This is a genomic window from Microbacterium sp. LWH12-1.2, assembly GCF_040675825.1.
Classification (GTDB): domain Bacteria; phylum Actinomycetota; class Actinomycetes; order Actinomycetales; family Microbacteriaceae; genus Microbacterium.
On sequence record NZ_JBEGIJ010000001.1, the window covers coordinates 1,304,309 to 1,321,300 of the forward strand.

At 66.2% G+C, this 16,992-nt stretch carries 21 protein-coding genes and 1 tRNA gene; 6 read left to right on the forward strand and 16 right to left on the reverse strand.

What is annotated here, in order from left to right:
• Position 1: 1 nt before the first annotated feature.
• Together MRBLWH12_RS06230 and MRBLWH12_RS06235 are read right to left on the reverse strand one after the other, a co-directional pair.
• Positions 2 to 1,090, reverse strand: a complete 1,089-nt coding sequence (locus tag MRBLWH12_RS06230) for an NAD(P)-binding domain-containing protein (protein ID WP_363551312.1) — start codon at positions 1,088 to 1,090, stop codon at positions 2 to 4.
• A 46-nt stretch (positions 1,091 to 1,136) separates the two neighbouring features.
• The gene (locus MRBLWH12_RS06235; protein WP_341974464.1) at positions 1,137 to 1,577 is read right to left on the reverse strand and encodes a GNAT family N-acetyltransferase; all 441 of its coding nucleotides are present in this window, start codon (positions 1,575 to 1,577) and stop codon (positions 1,137 to 1,139) included.
• Positions 1,578 to 1,692: 115 nt separating this feature from the next.
• Here MRBLWH12_RS06235 and MRBLWH12_RS06240 point away from each other — a divergent pair.
• A tRNA-Ala gene (locus MRBLWH12_RS06240) sits at positions 1,693 to 1,765 on the forward strand.
• A gap of 60 nt (positions 1,766 to 1,825) precedes the next feature.
• On the opposite strand, the gene MRBLWH12_RS06245 is transcribed toward MRBLWH12_RS06240, so the two are convergent.
• On the reverse strand, positions 1,826 to 2,383 hold the full coding sequence (locus MRBLWH12_RS06245) for a dihydrofolate reductase family protein (RefSeq protein ID WP_363547247.1): 558 nt from the start codon (positions 2,381 to 2,383) through the stop codon (positions 1,826 to 1,828).
• Positions 2,384 to 2,483: 100 nt separating this feature from the next.
• Here MRBLWH12_RS06245 and MRBLWH12_RS06250 point away from each other — a divergent pair, with 100 nt between their 5' ends.
• From MRBLWH12_RS06250 to MRBLWH12_RS06260, 3 genes are all read left to right on the forward strand, one after another.
• Positions 2,484 to 3,116 (forward strand): TetR/AcrR family transcriptional regulator, encoded by a 633-nt coding sequence (locus tag MRBLWH12_RS06250; RefSeq protein ID WP_363547250.1) that lies wholly within the window; start codon positions 2,484 to 2,486, stop codon positions 3,114 to 3,116.
• A gap of 111 nt (positions 3,117 to 3,227) precedes the next feature.
• A complete protein-coding gene (locus MRBLWH12_RS06255; protein WP_363547252.1) occupies positions 3,228 to 3,431 on the forward strand; it encodes a hypothetical protein in 204 nt (67 codons plus the stop codon).
• 37 nt (positions 3,432 to 3,468) lie between these two features.
• Positions 3,469 to 4,365: a CorA family divalent cation transporter gene (locus MRBLWH12_RS06260; RefSeq protein ID WP_363547254.1), complete on the forward strand. Its 897-nt coding sequence runs from the start codon at positions 3,469 to 3,471 to the stop codon at positions 4,363 to 4,365.
• A 9-nt stretch (positions 4,366 to 4,374) separates the two neighbouring features.
• Here MRBLWH12_RS06260 and MRBLWH12_RS06265 read toward each other — a convergent pair whose 3' ends face one another.
• From MRBLWH12_RS06265 to rplU, 12 genes are all read right to left on the reverse strand, one after another.
• Positions 4,375 to 4,659 (reverse strand): hypothetical protein, encoded by a 285-nt coding sequence (locus MRBLWH12_RS06265; protein ID WP_363547256.1) that lies wholly within the window; start codon positions 4,657 to 4,659, stop codon positions 4,375 to 4,377.
• Between the two features lie 98 nt (positions 4,660 to 4,757).
• A complete protein-coding gene (locus tag MRBLWH12_RS06270; protein ID WP_363547259.1) occupies positions 4,758 to 5,063 on the reverse strand; it encodes a hypothetical protein in 306 nt (101 codons plus the stop codon).
• Positions 5,064 to 5,118: 55 nt separating this feature from the next.
• A complete protein-coding gene (locus MRBLWH12_RS06275) occupies positions 5,119 to 6,414 on the reverse strand; it encodes a threonine/serine exporter family protein (RefSeq protein WP_363547262.1) in 1,296 nt (431 codons plus the stop codon).
• A 47-nt stretch (positions 6,415 to 6,461) separates the two neighbouring features.
• Positions 6,462 to 6,839 (reverse strand): ribosome silencing factor, encoded by a 378-nt coding sequence (gene rsfS / locus MRBLWH12_RS06280; protein ID WP_341974456.1) that lies wholly within the window; start codon positions 6,837 to 6,839, stop codon positions 6,462 to 6,464.
• Positions 6,839 to 7,945, reverse strand: a complete 1,107-nt coding sequence (locus MRBLWH12_RS06285; RefSeq protein ID WP_363547266.1) for a hypothetical protein — start codon at positions 7,943 to 7,945, stop codon at positions 6,839 to 6,841. The genes rsfS and MRBLWH12_RS06285 overlap by 1 nt, the downstream gene beginning before the upstream one ends.
• Complete coding sequence (gene nadD, locus MRBLWH12_RS06290; RefSeq protein WP_341974453.1) at positions 7,942 to 8,538, reverse strand: nicotinate-nucleotide adenylyltransferase; 597 nt, start codon at positions 8,536 to 8,538, stop codon at positions 7,942 to 7,944. Before nadD ends, MRBLWH12_RS06285 begins: the two co-directional genes overlap by 4 nt.
• A 6-nt stretch (positions 8,539 to 8,544) precedes the next feature.
• Positions 8,545 to 8,769: a hypothetical protein gene (locus MRBLWH12_RS06295; protein ID WP_102192627.1), complete on the reverse strand. Its 225-nt coding sequence runs from the start codon at positions 8,767 to 8,769 to the stop codon at positions 8,545 to 8,547.
• A gap of 51 nt (positions 8,770 to 8,820) precedes the next feature.
• Positions 8,821 to 10,074, reverse strand: a complete 1,254-nt coding sequence (locus MRBLWH12_RS06300; RefSeq protein ID WP_363547270.1) for a glutamate-5-semialdehyde dehydrogenase — start codon at positions 10,072 to 10,074, stop codon at positions 8,821 to 8,823.
• Positions 10,075 to 10,083: 9 nt separating this feature from the next.
• Positions 10,084 to 10,869 carry a glutamate 5-kinase gene (gene proB / locus MRBLWH12_RS06305; protein ID WP_363547273.1) on the reverse strand — a complete coding sequence of 262 codons (786 nt, stop codon included), beginning with the start codon at positions 10,867 to 10,869 and terminating at the stop codon, positions 10,084 to 10,086.
• Complete coding sequence (gene obgE / locus MRBLWH12_RS06310; RefSeq protein ID WP_341974450.1) at positions 10,866 to 12,365, reverse strand: GTPase ObgE; 1,500 nt, start codon at positions 12,363 to 12,365, stop codon at positions 10,866 to 10,868. Before obgE ends, proB begins: the two co-directional genes overlap by 4 nt.
• A gap of 76 nt (positions 12,366 to 12,441) precedes the next feature.
• On the reverse strand, positions 12,442 to 12,699 hold the full coding sequence (rpmA, locus tag MRBLWH12_RS06315; protein WP_028501603.1) for a 50S ribosomal protein L27: 258 nt from the start codon (positions 12,697 to 12,699) through the stop codon (positions 12,442 to 12,444).
• Between the two features lie 19 nt (positions 12,700 to 12,718).
• Positions 12,719 to 13,027, reverse strand: a complete 309-nt coding sequence (rplU, locus tag MRBLWH12_RS06320) for a 50S ribosomal protein L21 (protein WP_341974449.1) — start codon at positions 13,025 to 13,027, stop codon at positions 12,719 to 12,721.
• Positions 13,028 to 13,263: 236 nt separating this feature from the next.
• Here rplU and MRBLWH12_RS06325 point away from each other — a divergent pair, with 236 nt between their 5' ends.
• Positions 13,264 to 13,530: a DUF4031 domain-containing protein gene (locus MRBLWH12_RS06325; protein WP_341974448.1), complete on the forward strand. Its 267-nt coding sequence runs from the start codon at positions 13,264 to 13,266 to the stop codon at positions 13,528 to 13,530.
• Here MRBLWH12_RS06325 and MRBLWH12_RS06330 read toward each other — a convergent pair.
• Entirely contained in the window at positions 13,495 to 16,044 is a 2,550-nt protein-coding gene (locus MRBLWH12_RS06330; RefSeq protein WP_363547277.1) for an Rne/Rng family ribonuclease, read from the reverse strand. The two genes, MRBLWH12_RS06325 and MRBLWH12_RS06330, sit on opposite strands and share 36 nt — an antisense overlap.
• 273 nt (positions 16,045 to 16,317) lie before the next feature.
• Between MRBLWH12_RS06330 and MRBLWH12_RS06335 the strand changes: the two genes are divergently transcribed.
• Positions 16,318 to 16,935: a vitamin K epoxide reductase family protein gene (locus MRBLWH12_RS06335; RefSeq protein ID WP_363547280.1), complete on the forward strand. Its 618-nt coding sequence runs from the start codon at positions 16,318 to 16,320 to the stop codon at positions 16,933 to 16,935.
• The last annotated feature ends 57 nt before the right edge of the window (positions 16,936 to 16,992 follow it).

Consider the following 16,992-nt stretch of genomic DNA (forward strand, 5'->3'; position numbering starts at 1 on the left):
CTCAGCGTAGCGAGATGGCTCGGTCCGTGTCCTGCAGCGCGCCCGACGCGGCGAGCTGATGCTGTACGCCGCGCGCCGCGGTTCGACCCGCACGATTCGCTCCGATGGTGCTCGCAGACGGGCCGTACCCGACCATCTGCACGCGAGGGTCCCCGACCGCAGTCGTGCCCCGGCCATGGCGGTCGAGCTGAATACCGCCCGCTGCGCTGCGCAGGTGCAAGGGAGCCAGATGACTGATCGCCGGCCGGAAGCCGGTGGCCCAGAGGATGACGTCGACGCGCTCGAACGCGCCATCGGCCCAGCGAACACCGTCTGGCTCGATGCGGGAGAACATCGGTCGTCGTGCGGCATACGCTCCCCGCCGCTCCGCCTCTCGCTCCTGAGCGCGCAGCATGAGGCCGGTGACGCTGACCACGCTCTGCGGTGGGAGCCCCTGGGCGACGCGCTGCTCGACGAGAGCGACAGCGGCGGCACCCGCCTCCGGGGTGAAGTCGGAGGTGATCCACACGGGCTCGCGCCGAGTCGCCCAGAGCGTCTCGGTGATCGGCGCGAGCGCGCCGATGAACTGCACAGCCGATGCTCCACCGCCGACGACGAGCACTCGTCTACCGCGGAAATGCTCGGGGCCGGGGTAGTCGACCGTGTGCAGCTGTTCGCCGAGGAAGGTCTCCATCCCGGGGTAGTGCGGCATGAACGGCTGGGTCCACGTGCCGGTCGCGTTCACGAGGGTACGGCTGCTCCAGGTTCGCTCGCCGGCGTGCACCACGAGGATGCCGTCGTCGTCCGTCACCTGTTCGACACGCACCGGTCGCACGATCGGGAGCGCGTGCGCACGCTCGTACTCCGCGAAGTATGCCGGAACGGCCATATTCGCGCGTTCGCTGTTCCGCGGCGGCGGAACCGAACCGGGGAGTTCGGCCACACCGTGCACGTCCTGCATCGTCAGCGCGTCCCAGCGGTGCCGCCAGGCGCCCCCGGCTTCGGCATCCGCGTCGAGGACGACATGATCGACCCCGAGTCTCGTGAGGTGGTACGACGCGGAGAGTCCGGCCTGACCTGCACCGATCACCACGCTCTCGAGAATGCTCACCATGGAGTGAACGCCCCGAGCCTCGGAGTTGTTCCGCCGCTCGAACTCAGAGCGAGATCTGGTAGTGCGTGAAACCCGTGTTCGTCGCGACGCGGTCGTAGAGGGTACGCGCGGTCGCGTTGCCCTCCTGCGTGAGCCAGTAGAGCTTCGCGCAACCGGCTTGTTCGGCCCATTCGCGCACGTGCGCGATCATCGCCCGACCACTACCGCTGCCACGGGCATCCGGGGCGACGAACAGGTCCTCGAGATAGCAGTACTCCCCCGTGCTCCACGTCGCCGCGTGCGTCAGCCAGTGCACCAGGCCGATCGCATGTCCCTCTTCGTCGATTGCGAGCGCGCCGTGCAGTTCGCGGTCTTTCACGAGACGATCGAACGTGGCGCGAGTGACATCGTCCGCGATCTCGGATTCATAGAACCGCAGGTATCCGGACCACAGAACGGACCATTCCTCGAAGTCGTCTTGCTGGATCGCTCGGATACTCGTCACGGGGTCAGCCTAATCCGCTCCCCCCTCGTGCCACCGGCAGGCTGCTCGATTGGCCCTTCGCCCGATCCGTGTAGTACGCTATTCGAGTTGCCCCGGCTTCTACGGGGCAGCGTTTGGGCCTGTGGCGCAGTTGGTAGCGCACCTGCATGGCATGCAGGGGGTCAGGGGTTCGAATCCCCTCAGGTCCACCGAATCAGAACGATCAAACCTTGCCTCACGTCAAAGTGAAGCAAGGTTTTTTCGTGCGGTCAGCGGGTCTGGTAGCGCACATAGAGCAGCCCGCTTTCGAAGGCACGCTGCTCGACCAGGTCGAGATCGAGACGTACGCCATCGGGGAAGAACCGCTTGCCCCCGCCCACGACGCTCGTGGTGATGAAGAGGTGGTATTCATCCACCAGGCCGGCAGCGATCGCGTGTGCAGCAAGCGTCGGGCCGTCGACGCTGAGGTCGTGGTCGGACTCCGCCTTGAGCCGGCGCACAGCGTCCGGGTCGAATGACCGCTCGATCCGGGTCTTCGCGCTCGACACCGACTCGAGCGTGGTCGAGTAGACGACCTTCTCCGCGGCCTGCCAGTCGCGTGCGTACTGCGCGATGTACGGCGGCACATCGGGCAGGGCGTGCGCGGTCTCCCAGAAGACCATCGTCTCGTACATCCGCCGTCCGTAGAGATAGGTACCCAGGTGACGGAACGTGTCACCGATGAACGTGTGCACCTCCTCATCCTCGGCGCCGCTGCCGAGATCGCCCTCCGCCGCTTCGGCGTAGCCGTCGAGCGAGGTGAACATCGAGTAGATGAGCTTGGCCATGTTCGGCTCCTTTACATGAGGTGAGTCGGCTGACTCACTACGGGACGGTACTCCTTTCTTTATGGCGAGTCAAGCGACTCACCTCTGTCATACTGGGCGCATGGCACGAGCACTCTCCCAGTACCACCGAGGCGTCGCGGCCGCCAACCGTGCGGCGATCCTGGATGCGTCAACCGCCCTGTTCCTCGAGCATGGGTACGATCGGACCTCGCTGGCGCGCGTCGCCGAGAACGCCGGGGTCTCCAAGGCGACTCTGTTCAAACAGTTCCCGACGAAGGCAGAACTCTTCGAAGCGACGGTGCTCGCGGCAGGCGATGTTCCTGGCGGCGAATTCGCAGATCCACCCTCCGAAGACTTTCACGCCGGCCTGGTCGTCCTGGGACTCGCCTATGCCGATTTGCTGTCGCGCCCTCAGATGGAGGACTTGATCCGGGTCGTGATCGCCAACCTGCCGAGATTCCCGGAGTTGCGCGAACGCACCTTCAATTTCGGCACGCTGCCCGTCCTCGCTGCGCTGGCGCGCTATTTCAAGACGGCGAATGTGGCCGGGACCGCCATCGTCGAGAACCCCGACGTTGCGGCAGCGCAATTCCTCGGGATGATCTCCACCGTCGTCTTCTGGCCACGCCTCATCCACGGCAACTGGTCGCTCGACGAAGCCGAGACGCACGATGTGGTGGACGAAGCGGCACGGACGATGGTCGCACGCTACGGCGCGCCGATGAGTCGCTGACAGTCGCTCCGGCGCGGCTTATAGCGCCACCCGCACCATCGGTCAAGCGGCTCGGGCGCACAGTCCTTTCGTGGTTACAGTCGACGGACAACCCGGCGAAAGGACACGATCATGTCGAACATCATCCCCCCGATCATTCCCCTCCCTGATGACGAGACACCGGACGAGAAGCCGTTCGACGATGACCTCGTCACCACCGAGGTGGACGGAGAGACCACGCTCGATCCCGACATCGACGACGATCTGATCGACAGCGCCACAGCCGATCGTCTCGCTGCCGGCGGCTCAGAGGACGACGAGCGCGACGCATTCTGACCGGCGGCGCGCGATGACCAGACCATGGCACCGCCTGGTGAACCCCTCTCGCGCCGAACTGGAAGTGGCGCAGGCTCAGTTCGGACTCCACCCGCTCATACTCGGCGACCTGGGCGAGCATCGACAGCAGCCGAAGTTCGAGACCTTCGGCGACCACCTGTATCTGTCGATCTGGGATGTCGATCGAGGCGGAGTCGAGTCGGCGACGACCGACGTGGATCTGGCGCTCATCTGGAACGGCGAAGTGCTGCTTCTGATCCAACGCGGCGACATCGATGAGATACGCGACCTTGACGCGTTGCTCGCAGGCCCCGGGCCGGTACTCGTGGATTCGCCGATCACCGCGGCGTATCGAGTTCTCGACGCCATCGTGCATGACTTCGTCGAGCTCGCCGCTCAAGTCGAAGGCGACCTCGACGAACTCGAGGCGGACGTCTTCGACAACCGCGTCCATGAGGACTATCAGCGCATCTACCGTCTGCGTCGGCGGATCGGGCGCATCGATCGGGCCGCGACCGGCCTGTCCGAGGCGCTCAGGGCCGCTCGCCAGGAGTTCGAAGCGGCAACGGCGGATCGCCCTGAGCTGCGCCCGTACTTCCATCACCTCGAACTCGACGCGTCGGGCGTGGCCGAACTCTCCGCCAACGAGCACGCCTCTCTCGATGCTCTGGTGTCCAGTCATGAGAGCAATGTCGCCACCCGCCAGAATCAGGACATGCGAACGATCTCCGCGTATGCCGCACTGCTGGCGATACCGACCGTGATCGGCGGCCTCTACGGCATGAACTTCAAGAACCTGCCGCTCCTGCGATGGGAGTACGGCTGGGTCGCGGTCGGCGTCTCCATCATCGTGCTCGACGTGGTCGCATACATCGTCTTCCGCCGTCGCGGCTGGCTCGGCGGAGCGGCCGAGAACAATGGCGGAGAAGAATGATCGGCGCGCTCACGTCGCCAGAAGCGGCGGCAGGTGCGGGATGGCGACTGGTCGGGTCGCTCGACTCACACTGTTCACCCGTTCCACTTCCTCGAGCACATCGAACGGCGAGGAGTAGCGGGAAGCCAGCGGCAAGTCGCGCAACCACACGACCTCGACCTCGGTCTCCTCGAGTTCGTACACACAGGCCACCACATGACGTGGATCATGCGCCTCATAGCGAAAGTCATTGATGACCCACTCCGACGACGTCACCCTGCGCAATGAGTAGCGCGGATCCGGCGTTTCAGACATCTGACATCCCTCCAAGGTTCACTCCCAGAGAGATTGTCCGAGCGCTGTCAGGACAAGAAAAGACCCTTGACAGTTTTGCCCGCAGCAGTCAGATATTCTCAGACGTCGAGCACCTCATCGACGAGCATGATGCCTCCCGTCGAATTGGCTGAGTGCATCAGATCTTCGACCCACTGCATGTTCAACTCGGGCGGCTCAGGCTCATCGAAGATGAAACGAAGCGGGATGGAGGGGTGCAGCCAGATCGTCGACCGTCCGCCCGGCTCACTGTCCGAGTGCTTCCAGGACAGGGTGAAGCTCTCCTGACGACGGAGTTTGGTGGCGATGACGACCTTGAGGTGCGCGAGCGCCCGATCGTCGATGTGGATCGGTCGATCTTCGCCGTCGTACAGAAGGGAACCCATCTGTGAACCGTATCGCAGTTCGGAAGCCGCCCTCTGCGCCGATGGCTTGGGGAACTCAGGCCACGGGGCCAGGGGCCGAGTGCGTGATGCGCGCCGCATCCGCGATCAATGCCCCCACCTTCGTGCCGATGCAGAGACTCACGAAGATCATCGGTGCAGCCGCCAGCGCCTCGGCATCGAACGACGCCATGGCGACGAGTCCTACGGTGCCGGGCACGAGAAGCAGGAACGCGGGCTGGAAGGACACGGTCGCTGGCACGGCGAGCGTCACGCGTTCCAGGAGGCGCGCCGCGACGAACAGCAGTGCGGCCGCGATCCCGGTCGCGACGGTGTTACCTGTGAACGGTGTGAGCACGACCAGCGCCGCGTAGGTGCAGGTCATCACGAGAACGCTCACGACCGTCAGACGGAACCCGGCTCCGAAGGCAAGACCGATGCCGACCGCGAGGAAGACCACACCGATCCAGGAGAGCCACAACGGCGGCAGCGCCTGCCATCCGCCGTGATCCGCGGTGACTCCGGCCGCCTGACCGACGAGCGCCGCCGAATCCGGATCGATGCGCAGGCCGGTGATCGCTCCGCCGGCGAAGATCCCCGCGCTCATGAAGCCGAGCATGATGATCCCGTAGGTGAGGCGCGCCGCCCCCGTCACGATGTCGGCAGCGGTGAGTTCGAGCAGCGCATTGGTGATCAGCGCCCCAGGAACGAGCAATGCGATCGGCGCGCAGACCGCGAACAGCGGCACCGGACCGAGATCGAGCCAGGCATCTGCGGCTCCGACGAGCACCGTCGAGACGAAACTCGCCACGAACGGCACGATCGCGGCCGCGGGACGGAACCTCGACATGAGCGTCGAGATCAACCCGACCAGGGCGCCGACCAGCAACGCCAGCACGATCGCCCACCATGGGCAGCGGAACAGCATGGCCAGGCCCATCGACAGCAGTCCGCCGCCCACGAGCCACTGCAGTGTCGGGTGCTGGCGGGGCAGGCCGCGGATCCGTTCCACGTGCGGCGGAACCTGATCGAGGCTGAGCTTGCCGACCTCGAGTCGCCTGGCGAGGCGACTGGCATGCGCGGACTGGCGGAAGGTGAGTTCCGCGCCCGTCGAGGCTCCGATCGTTGTCGCCCCCGCGGTGCGCGGCCGACTGACGAGGACGTGCTGGGGCAGGACGGCGAACGCCAGCGCTTCTTCGGGCGCTGTCGCATCGCGCACCTGCTCGAGCGACGCCCGAACATCGGTCACCGACATGCCGGCGTCGAGCAGCAGCGCTCCGAGGTCGCCGAAGACGACTTCGGCATCGGTGTGCGCGAAATCAGGCGTGTGAATCGGGCCGGTCGTATTTTCCACGAGCGGCAACTCCTCGAGCGTGTCTGCGCGGGGGTCGAGGCGGAGTGCTACTCCCCCGTGACCGTTTCCGCGAGCTGGATCGGAACGACAGGGCAGTCCTTCCAGAGGCGCTCCAGGCCGTAGTAGACCCGCTCCTCCTGGTGGAAGACGTGCACGATGAGGTCGCCGAAGTCCAGGAGCACCCAGCGGGCCTCCGACCGGCCTTCGCGGCGCACGCGCTTGTGCCCGGCCTCGATGAGGGTGTCTTCGATCTCATCGGCGATCGCGGCGACGTTCCGCTCGCTGTTTCCGGTGACGAGCAGGAAGATGTCGACGAGCGGAAGCGGCTCGGAGACGTTGAGCGCGACGAGGTCCTCTCCGCCCTTCGAGGCGGCGGCGTTGGCTGCAAGCTGCAGCATCTCTTCGGCGGTTTCAGGTGATTGCATCAGAACACATTCGTGGTGAAGGCGACGATGAGAGCGACCGCCAGTGCGAGGGCCAGACCACCGGCGGTGATCGCCAGAGTCAGCATGAGTTTGTTGCCCTTCTCAGGGGCAGGGGGGCGGATGACTTCACCGGCGGACTTCATCGTGCTGATCGCGGCGCTCGCGGCGATCGGCGTCGGCGAGGATGCCGGCGCCAGTTCACCGTCGATGAGAACCGCGTCGACGTCCTTGCCGTCGGTGGTCCCGTGTGCGTGCCCCTGGGACCCGAGCCCCTGGGGCAGCTCGTAAGAGCCGGTGACGAGCACTTCACCGGTGGAGGCGACGGGACCCGAGAGGGACCCCTCTCCCGGGGACTGCGTGAAGATCAGTGCGCTGGGTGCGATGTGCTGCGATCCGGTCGAGTCGTTCACCGTGAGAAGCTCGTCGAAGGAAGGGGCGAACGGCTTGTGGTCGGCGTCATCACCGAGCAGTCCTCGCCCGAAGGCGGGGCTCACCGTGGGTCGTTCCTCGGCGCGGACATCCGTATCGTCGGCCGCGGCCGGCGCGACCTCGTCGTCTTCCGTTGATTCCCGGGAATTGCCTTCGAAGAGCGTGCCGACCTCGTCGGTTTCCGCAGAAGCGTCCGCGGCGTCGGATTCTTCTCCGGGCGCTGCGGAGTCTTCAATTCTGCTGAAAAGCGGAACGCTGGTGACCATCTCGGCTTCGACGACCTCGGCGGGCTCCGCGGGCGCCACGGCCTCGACGGTCTCAGCGAGCTCGACAGGCTCGACGACTTCAGGAACTTCGGCATCCGCCGTTTCGACGGCAGGGAGCGCTTCAGCAGGGGTCTCGGGCGCAGGATCTGCGATGGGGACCGAACCGGTGCGGATCCGCTCCTGCTCGCGCACCTGGCGGCGCGTCAGTCGCCCCGCCGCTTCGTCGGATTCATCGACGGGCGCGGTCGGCTCGACCGGTGCGACAGGTTGTGAGACCGGCGGAACCACCGGCGGCGCCGCCGCAGCGGCTGCCTCCTCCGCCGTGATGACGGGCGTGGAACCGGTCAGCCGGATCTCGCGCAACTGCTTGCGCGTCAGCGGACCGTGTCCTTGCTGATCCGATGTACTCATGCCTTGCTCCGATACAGATGATGCTTTGCGATGTATTGAACGACTCCGTCGGGAACGAGGTACCAGACGGGTTCATCTTCGCGGACCCGCTGCCGGCAGTTCGTCGACGAGATCGACAGTGCCGGCACTTCCAACTGACTGACGTGATCTCCCGGGAGTCCGTCCGTGCTCAGGACGTGCCCTGGACGGGAGACCGCGACGAAATGCGCCAAGTCCCACAACTCATCATGGTCTCTCCAACTGAGAATTTGCGCTACGGCATCCGCACCGGTGATGAAGAAGAACTCTGCGTCGGGTCGATCTCGCTTCAGATCGCGCAACGTGTCGATGGTGTACGTCGGCCCCTCGCGGTCGATATCGACCCGGCTGGTGGTGAAATCAGGGTTCGAGGCCGTTGCGATCACCGTCATCAGATAGCGGTGCTCGCTGGCCGTGACCTCTTCTTTCTGCCACGGTCGTCCGGTCGGGACGAAGATCACTTCGTCGAGATCGAAAGAGTGCGCGACCTCGCTGGCTGCGACCAGGTGACCGTGATGGATCGGGTCGAAGGTACCGCCCATCACGCCGATGCGCGGAGCACGCGAGGTCTCCATGGGGGCCTAGTGGCCGTGCCCCGCCCCGTGGCCGTCCTTGCCGTGCTTCGCCGCCCATGCCTCCGCCTTCGCCGAGTGACGGTTGGCGACGTTGCGGTACGAGAGGGTCACGAACCCGAGGAAGGCGAATCCGAGCGCGGCGATGACACCGAAGATGAGGGTTTCGAGCGCGACGTTTCCGTGATGCTCGGTTTCCGCTGCAGCCATCGCGATCTGTGCGATGAGGTTCATCCTGACTCCGTTCGTGACCGGGTGCGAGAAGACGCCTGTCCATCCTATCGCTCAGCCGCGGGTCTGCCCCGATCCGCGCGCCAGCCACTTCGTGCTGGTCAGCTCGCTGAGCCCCATCGGGCCGCGCGCGTGCAGTTTCTGCGTCGAGATGCCCACCTCGGCGCCGAATCCGAATTCACCGCCGTCGGTGAACCGCGTGGAGGTGTTCACCATCACCACTGCGGAGTCGACCTCGGCGAGGAAGCGCTCGGCGTTGCGTGAGTCTGTCGTGATGATCGACTCGGTGTGCCCCGTGCTGTACCGGCGGATGTGGTCGAGCGCGTCGTCCAGGGAATCGACGACCTTCATGGCGATGTCCAGGCTCAGATACTCGGTCGCCCAGTCCTCCTCGGTCGCGGGGATGACACCGGTGACGAGTCCGGCCACGATGTCGTCACCGTGGATCGCCACGCCCTCGCTCTGCAGCGCGCTCGCGACGAGCGGGATCAGGCTCGGAGCCGCCTGCCGCAGCACGAGGACGGTCTCCACGGCATTGCACACGCTCGGCCGCTGCACCTTGGCGTTGACGACGATGTCGCGCGCCCAGTCGGCCGGCGCGGTCTCATCGAGCACGATGTGGACGTTGCCGGCACCAGTCTCGATCACTGGAACCGTCGATTCGGTGACCACCGTCTCGATCAGCCCCGCGCTGCCGCGAGGCACGAGCACGTCGATGAATCCACGACCGTGCATCAGCGCCTTCGCACCGTCCCGACCGAAATCATCCACGGTCTGGATCGCCTCCGCGGTGACGCCTCCACCCTCCAGGGCATCGCGCATCACCTGCACGAGCACCGTATTCGAGTCGCGAGCGGCACTCCCGCCGCGCAGCACGACCGCATTGCCGGAGCGCAGCGCGAGAGCGGCGATGTCGACGGTCACGTTCGGGCGGGCCTCGTAGATGGCGCCCACGACCCCGAAAGGCACGCGGATCTGCTGCAGGGCGACACCATTCGGCATCCGATGCCCGCCGACGACCTGGCCGACCGGATCAGGGAGAGCGGCGATCTGGCGCACGGCGGCTGCCAGGTCGCTCACCCGCTTCTCGTCCAGACGGAGCCGGTCGATCAGCGATTCGCCGATGCCTTCCTCACGACCACGGGCGATGTCTTGCTCGTTCGCCGCGATGATGCGCGGGGCTTCCGCCTCCAGCGCGACCGCGATCGCCTCGAGCACACGCACCTTGTCGTCGCTGGTGAGTGCGGCCGTGGCGCGTGAGGCCTCCTTGGCGCGCTCCAGGCGCACCTGCGGGGTCTGGTCGGTCATCCGCCCAGTTTAGTCAGCGGCTGGTTCGAACCAGGTGCCGATGTCATCGCCGGCGAGGGCCCTGTCGACGAGATCGGCGCTGGTGACCAGCACCCCGATCCCGGATGCGGCAGCCAGCCTTGCCGCAGAGACCTTGGTCGCCGCTCCCCCGGTGCCGACGCTGTTCACGACCGTCGCGCCGAACTCGAGGCCGGAAAGGTCGGCATCCGCAGCGACGACGTCGATCGGCTGCGCACCGGGGTCGGACGGCGGCTTCGTGTACAGCGACTCGATGTCGCTGAGCAGCACCAGAGCATCTGCCCCGACCAGCTGCGCGACGAGCGCACCCAGGCGGTCGTTGTCGCCGAAGCGGATCTCCTGGGTCGCCACCGTGTCGTTCTCGTTGACGATCGGGATGATCCGCAGCCCCAGCAGCCGCTCCATCGCACGACGCGCATTGCTGCGAGAGGTCGGATTCTCCAGATCACCCGTCGTCAGCAGCACCTGGCCGGCGATGATCCCGAACGTGTGCAGCGCCTCCTGGTAGCGGTAGATGAGCACGTTCTGACCGACCGCTGCCGCCGCCTGCTGCGTGGCGAGGTCGGTGGGCCGCGCATCGAGGTTCAGGAGCGGGATGCCGGACGCGATCGCACCGGAGGAGACGAGCACCACCTCTGCGCCGCGTGCGTGCGCCGCTGCCAGCGCTTCCACGAGCACCGGGATGCGCCAGGAGGACTCACCGCTGATCGAGGAGGAGCCCACCTTCACGACGATGCGCGTGGCGGTCGCGAGATCAGCCCTGACGCGAGCCGTCACTCGTCGGCTCCCAGATTGCTGGCGCGACGCTTGGCCTCCAGTTCCGCACGTGCTTCTGCCTTGGCATCCATCCGCTCGTAGTACTGCTCACGGCGCTCAGATGTCGTGCGGCGCGCGTTGGGGGCGAGACGCGGGTCGGTACCGCGAGGAGCGGTCATCAGCTCGGCTGCCGAGCGCATGGTCGGCTCCCAGTCGAAGATCATGCTGTCGCCCTCGCCGATGACGACGGTCGAACCGGGAGTTGCGCCGAGGCGGAACAGTTCGTCTTCGACGCCGAGCTTCTCGAGGCGGTCGGCGAAGTAGCCGATCGCCTCTTCGTTCTGGAAATCCGTCTGCTGCATCCAGCGCACCGGCTTCTCGCCGAGAATGCGGTAGTAGTTGCCGTACGAGCCGCCGTCGATGCGGATCGTGAATTCCTTCTTGGAGCCCTTCGGCCGGATGACGACGCGCTCGTGGGTCACGTCGACAGCAGTATCGGCCTTGTGCTTCTCGACGATCTCGCCGAGCGCGTAGGTCAGCGGGCGGAGTCCTTCGTGCGAGATCGTGGAGATCTCGAAGACCCGGAACCCACGCGCCTCGAGGTCGGGGCGGACCAGCTCGGCGAGATCGCGGGCCTCGGGCACATCGATCTTGTTGAGCGCGATGAGCTGCGGGCGCTCCAGCAGCGGCGTCTGCCCCTCGGGAACTTCGTAGGCGGCGAGCTCGGCGAGGATCACGTCGAGATCGGAGATCGGGTCTCGGCCGGGCTCCAGCGTCGCGCAGTCCAGGACGTGCAGAAGGGCAGAACAGCGCTCGACGTGGCGGAGGAACTCGAGGCCGAGACCGCGGCCCTCGCTCGCGCCTTCGACCAGCCCTGGCACGTCGGCGACCGTGTAGCGGGACTCACCGGCCTGCACCACGCCGAGGTTGGGATGCAGCGTCGTGAAGGGGTACTCGGCGATCTTCGGGCGAGCGGCCGAGATGGCGCCGATCAGGCTCGACTTCCCCGCAGAGGGGTAACCGACGAGGGCGACGTCCGCCACCGTCTTCAGCTCGAGGACGACATCTCCCTCGAAGCCGGGTGTGCCCAGCAGCGCGAAACCAGGCGCCTTGCGCTTCGGAGAGGCGAGTGCCGCGTTTCCGAGACCGCCCTGTCCGCCCTTGGCGACGACGAATCGCTCGCCAGGGATGATCATGTCGATCAGTACCTCACCGGCCGGGTTCTTCACCACAGTGCCGACGGGAACGGGAAGCTCGAGAGTCTCGCCCAGCGCACCGGAGCGGTGATCGCCCATACCGGGCCCGCCGTTGCCCGAAGAGCGGTGCGGAGAGTGGTGGTACGTCAGCAGCGTGCCGGTCTGCGGGTCCGCGACGAGCACGATGTCACCGCCGTCGCCGCCGTTGCCGCCGTCGGGGCCGCCGAGCGGCTTGAACTTCTCCCGGTGCACCGAGACACAGCCACCGCCGCCCTTGCCCGCGCGCAGATGCAGCGTCACGGTGTCGACGAATGAAACCATGTCGAAAACTCCCCTTGGATACACGGACGGGGCGAGCCGAAGCCCGCCCCGAACCGGATGAAATGCTGTGCTGTGATTACTCAGCAGCGGCGACGATGTTGACGACCTTGCGGCCGCCCTTCGCGCCGAACTGCACTGCGCCCGCTGCGAGAGCGAACAGCGTGTCGTCGCCACCACGGCCGACGTTCACGCCGGGGTGGAAGTGGGTGCCGCGCTGGCGGACGATGATCTCGCCGGCGAGAACCTGCTGACCGCCGAAGCGCTTGACGCCAAGTCGCTGTGCGTTGGAGTCACGACCGTTACGGGTAGAGCTCGCGCCCTTTTTATGTGCCATATCTTAGTCTCCTCCGTGCTTACTTGATGCCGGTGATCTTGACGCGCGTGAGCTCCTGACGGTGGCCCTGGCGCTTCTTGTAGCCGGTCTTGTTCTTGTACTTCTGGATGATGATCTTCGGGCCGCGGAGGTTGCCGATGACCTCAGCAGTGACCTTGACCTTCGCCAGCGTGTCAGCGTCGGTGGTCACCGTGGTGCCGTCGACGAGCAGCACGGCGGGCAGCTCGATGTTCTCGCCCTGGGCAGCCCGAACACGGTCGAGCTGAACGATGGTGCCGACCTCCACCTTCTCCTGCCGGCCACCGGCGCGCACTACTGCGTAAACCACTTCATACCTGTTTCGTTGGGGAGCTCGCGGCTCCGAGAATCTCACGGGAAGACTGTTGCTTGCATTCATCGCGGGGCGATGGGTGCGAACACAAGACTTTCCGCACCGCCCGACGAGGACGGAACGGCATACGCACCAAGGGACTACTTTACCGGATGCAGGACCATGTCGCAAAGCGAGCCGGTCGGTGTGTCTGGTCGACCGATCGCCTGCCGGACGCGAATAGGCTTGGCGACGTGACCGTTCTCGTCGACGACCCACTGTGGCCCGCGCACGGCCGGCTCTGGGCGCACCTCGTCAGCGACGCGAGCCTGGCGGAGCTGCATGACTTCGCCCGCGCCCACGACGTTCCCGCGCGATCCTTCGACCTCGACCATTACGACGTTCCCGCAGAGCTCATCCCCCGGCTCGTCGCCGCAGGCGCCGAGCCGGTGGGCGGCAAGGAACTGGTCCGGAGACTGATCGCCTCAGGACTCCGGATTCCCGCTCGCGACCGGCGCTGACGCCTCGGCGTTCACCGAGACCGGAGTGCCGGTGAGCGCGGCCGTGCTCACCCGACGGCGCCCGCGTCCCTGACCCGGAGCCTTCGGCTCAGGAAGGGCATCGAGCACCGAGTCGAGCAGCTGCTCGGCCGGGGACTTGGGTGCGTTGCGCTCCGAGTTGCGCTTCTTGCGCGGCTTCTTCGCGCGCTCCGGCTGAGCAGGCTGCACCGGCTCGACGGCGAGAGCCGCATCCGGGGTCTCCTCGACGCGGGGCGCGACGGTGGAAGCGGCGATCTGCGCGAGCGCCGACTTCGCGCCCTCGGGGATGCTGTGCGTGACGGTGCTCGCGGGCGGAGCGCTCTGGCTTTGTCCGTTGCCGCCGCGCTGACGGCGATTGTTGCTGCTGCTCTGGCCGTTGCCGTTCGTGCTGGCACGGTGCTTGACGACCGGGTCGTGGTGCACGATGACGCCACGGCCGGCGCAGACCTCACAGGCCTCACTGAAGGTCTCCAGCAGCCCGAGACCGAGCTTCTTGCGGGTCATCTGCACGAGGCCGAGCGAGGTGACCTCGGCGACCTGGTGCTTGGTCCGGTCGCGGCTGAGGCACTCGATGAGGCGGCGCAGCACGAGGTCGCGGTTGGACTCGAGCACCATGTCGATGAAGTCGACGACGATGATTCCGCCGATGTCGCGCAGCCGCAGCTGGCGGACGATCTCCTCGGCGGCCTCGAGGTTGTTCTTGGTGACGGTCTCCTCGAGGTTTCCACCGGAGCCGACGAACTTGCCGGTGTTCACGTCGACGACGGTCATCGCCTCGGTGCGGTCGATCACGAGCGAACCGCCGGAGGGCAGCCAGACCTTGCGGTCCAGGGCCTTCTCGATCTGCTCGGTGATGCGGAAGGCATCGAAAGGATCGGTCTCGTCCTCGTAGGCTTCGACGCGCTCCAGAAGATCCGGGGCGACGCTCTCGAGGTAGGCACGGATGGTTCCCTGGGACTCATCGCCCTGGATGAGCATCTTCGTGAAGTCCTCGTTGAAGACATCGCGGACGATCTTCACGAGCAGGTCGGGCTCGGCGTGCAGCAGCGCAGGTGCCTGCTGATTCTCGACCTGCTTCTGGATGTGTTCCCACTGCGTGGTGAGACGCTGCACGTCGCGCGTCAGCTGGTCCTCGGTGGCGCCCTCGGCCGCGGTGCGGACGATCACGCCGCTGGACTCGGGGAGCACCTCCTTGAGGATGCGCTTGAGGCGCGCACGCTCGTTGTCGGGGAGCTTGCGGCTGATGCCGTTCATCGAGCCGCCGGGCACGTACACGAGGTAGCGGCCCGGGAGCGAGATCTGGCTGGTCAATCGGGCGCCCTTGTGGCCGATGGGGTCCTTGGTGACCTGCACGAGCACGCGATCGCCGGGCTTGAGCGCCAATTCGATGCGGCGGGGCTGGTTGCCCGTCTCGACGCCGTCCCAGTCGACCTCACCGGAGTACAGCACGGCGTTGCGGCCGCGGCCGATGTCGACGAACGCGGCCTCCATGCTCGGGAGCACGTTCTGCACGCGTCCGAGGTAGACGTTGCCGATCAGGGATGCGTCCTGGTTGCGGGCCACGTAGTGCTCGACGAGAACGCCGTCCTCGAGGACACCGATCTGGGTGCGGCCGTTCTTGGAGCGGACGACCATCTTGCGGTCGACGGACTCACGGCGGGCGAGGAACTCGGCCTCGGTCACCACGGGACGCCGGCGACCGGCGTCGCGTCCGTCGCGACGGCGCTGCTTCTTCGCCTCGAGCCTGGTCGAGCCCTTGATGGCCTTCGGCTCGGTGATGTACTCGACGACGCGCTGGCGCTGACGCGGCTCTTCGCGCTGCTGCTCGTCGACCTCGACTCCGCCACGACGGCGACGGCCGCGACGAGCGGACGCCGGCTCGTCCTGGTCCCGCTCGACGTTGCGGTCGAATTCACGATCGAAGCTCCGGTCCGCATTGCGATCGAAGTTGCGCTCGCGACCCTGGCGGGCCGGGAGCGGCACGATCTCAGGAGCGTAGAAGGAAAGGCGGGTGGAGACCTGCGACACGAACACCTCAGGCAGGAGCCCGAGAGAAACCGCGGTGAGCGGCTCCGGCGCAGCCGGCGTCGCGACGGGAGCAGCCTCTTCGGGAGCATCCTCGACAGGCGCAGCCTCTGCAGGCGCAGCCTCTACGGATGCTTCCTCTGCAGGCGCAGCCTCTACGGATGCCTCCTCTGCAGGCGCGTCCTCAACAGGCGCTTCAACAACAGGCGCTTCGTCGACGGGCGCGTCCTCAACAGGCGCTTCCTCGAGGGGCGCGTCCTCAACAGGCGCTTCCTCGACAGGCGCTTCAGCGGATGCCGTGGCAACGGTTGGAGCCGTCTCGTCGGGCGCGTCGATCGCCTCGGTGGCGTCCTCGGCGGTCACGTCGTCGGCGGCATCCTCGGGGGGCGCCGCGTGTTCCGTCAGAGAATCCGCGGCGTCAGCCGGGAAGTCGAGGGTGGAGGCGTTGTTGTCATTGTTGTCATCGGCCATCTCTGGCTTACTCCCTGCGCGGGGCACTGAGTGCTCCGCGAAATCTCGTGCGACACCCGCAGGTGCCGCGAACTCACACGGTGTGCGACCGGCTCATGGCTCTGGTCACGTGGGGCATAGGACCCCGAAGTCTGCGTCGATGCGTGTCACGGCAAGGCCGTGCGGTGCATCACAGATCATTATCGCACCAAGTTCGCCCGTTCGCGGCATCCGACCTCGCGCGCGCCGCGCGCTTCACGTCCCGCGCATAGCCGACGCTGAGATAATCCAGATATGAGCGAGCCACGTCCCCGCCCCGTCGTCTTCGCCGTCTGGCTGATCATCGCCAGCGTTCTGGGCTGGTTCGCCGCCTTCCAACTCACGATCGACAAGTTCATCCAACTCGAGAATCCGAGCGCCGACCTCAGCTGCAACGTCAGCGTCATGATCCAATGCGGGAAGAACCTCGATTCCTGGCAGGGCGAGATCTTCGGATTCCCGAACCCCATCATCGGCCTCACCGGATGGATGGCACCTTTCGTCGTCGGAGTCGCGATTCTCGCCGGTGCCACGTTCCCGCGCTGGTTCTGGGCGACATTCGGCGCCGGAATCACCTTCGCGTTCGGGTTCGTCTGCTGGCTGATCGGCCAGAGCCTGTACGCCACGAATCTCGGAGTGCTCTGCCCATGGTGCATGCTCACCTGGGCCGTCACGATCCCGACGTTCTTCGCCACGATGGTGCATCTGGCACGCAACGGCACGTTCACTCGCAACGAAGCGGTGCAGGAGCGCGCGAACAAGCTGATGGTGTGGGTACCGCTCGCGACGATCCTCGCCTACGCGATCATCATCCTGCTCGTTCAGATGCGCGGTCTCGACCTTCTTGGTGAGGTCATCGGAATGATCCTCTGACCTCGACACGAACGACGAAGCCCGCCCGCACGACGATCGTGGGGCGGGCTTCGTGTT